Origin of the sequence: Bacillus sp. T33-2, from assembly GCF_002860205.1 — a bacterium.
Lineage (GTDB): Bacteria > Bacillota > Bacilli > Bacillales > Cytobacillaceae > T33-2.
This window is the reverse complement of the sequence record NZ_PGVB01000066.1, coordinates 1-1286: the sequence shown is the minus strand read 5'-3', so window position 1 is coordinate 1286 and position 1286 is coordinate 1. Positions and strand designations below refer to the sequence as shown.

Sequence of the window (1286 nt, the reverse complement as noted above, 5' to 3'; positions counted from 1 at the left end):
AAATAAAGTAGGGAAACCTCTCTCAAGGCTTCCCCCTTATCAAACCGTACGTGCCCTATTAAGGCATACGGCTTACCCATATGTTACAATGTTTATCAAGAGGATGCGTTCCAGGCATTTTGCATCTTTTGGAGCCGGTGGGGAGTATAATACTCTTCGCCTTTTTCTTTTGCGCGTCTTTTGGCATTTTCCAGACTATGTTTGCTCTTCAATTTCATGTCAGATAAGTATTGTTCGAGCGTGTAACCATAGGCTTTATTTAGGTAAAGCCAGTATCCCGGAATTAAATTGATTGCGATGAAGAAAGAATTGTTCCATTTCGACCGCATTTTCTTTTCTTTTCTTTGACTTGGATGTTTGTGAATAAAGGCTATTCTTAGCCTTCTCCTAATATACCCATCCAAATCCTGCAGGGTTCTCCGAACCCACCTTGTTACGCAATGATTTGGAATTTCCTAACTTAATGTTCTCCTTTATTGCCTCAATAATCGCGACATAGTAGTTCACTTTTCCCCTGATGATCGGATTAACACGATTAATCCACGCTTCTTTATTCAAGGTGAGGGTTTTCTGTGTTTTCTCTTTAATTTTCAATCGAAAATCCTTAATGGATTCCTTCTTGGGTGTGACATGAAAGACTGGCTTTTTGTCCTTCTTGCCTTCTTTCCAGTGGTTAAATGTAAAACCGAGAAAATCGAAATCGTCTTTTCGAAAATCGACGATTTTCGTTTTCGCATTGGAAATTTCAAGCCCAAGTTCTTTCAACTTCTCGTTTGTAAGGGAAGCAGCTTTCTTGATGTCTTCTTTTGTTTTGGCAAAAAGCAGAAAATCATCTGCGTAACGTACAAAACGAATCTTGTGTAAATCCCATTCCCAATCCAATTCATTCAGATATACATTGGCAAGCAAAGGGGAAATCACTCCTCCTTGGGGTGTTCCGTAATCAGAGTGAATCTTTTTGCCTTCTTCCATATAACCTGCTTTGAGCCATTGCTCAACCATATTTAAGACCGTTCGGTCTGAAACATACTTCTTTAACACCCCTATCAGTTTCTTATGTGGTATGTTTTCGAAGAATCCTTTAATATCGCAGTCATAAATATGATTGTATCCCGATTCTATGTTCCACAGAATGATTTGAAGAGCTCTTTTCACTCCTCGGTTTGGGCGGTATCCCACAGACCAGTTATGAAACAGTTGGTCCTCAAATTTAGGCTGTAAAACATTGACCACACTTTGTTGGACAATACGGTCCTCAATCGTGGGAATACCCAAGGGACGCTTCT

The 1286-nt window shown here is 39.8% G+C and carries 2 protein-coding genes; both read right to left on the bottom strand.

From position 1 onward, the window contains the following. Window positions 1–95: 95 nt before the first annotated feature. Complete coding sequence (locus CVD19_RS25225) at window positions 96–329, bottom strand: hypothetical protein (RefSeq protein WP_219620121.1); 234 nt, start codon at window positions 327–329, stop codon at window positions 96–98. A gap of 58 nt (window positions 330–387) precedes the next feature. After that, on the bottom strand, window positions 388–1286 hold an 899-nt coding region (locus tag CVD19_RS24170; RefSeq protein ID WP_257985286.1), incomplete at its 5' end, for a reverse transcriptase domain-containing protein.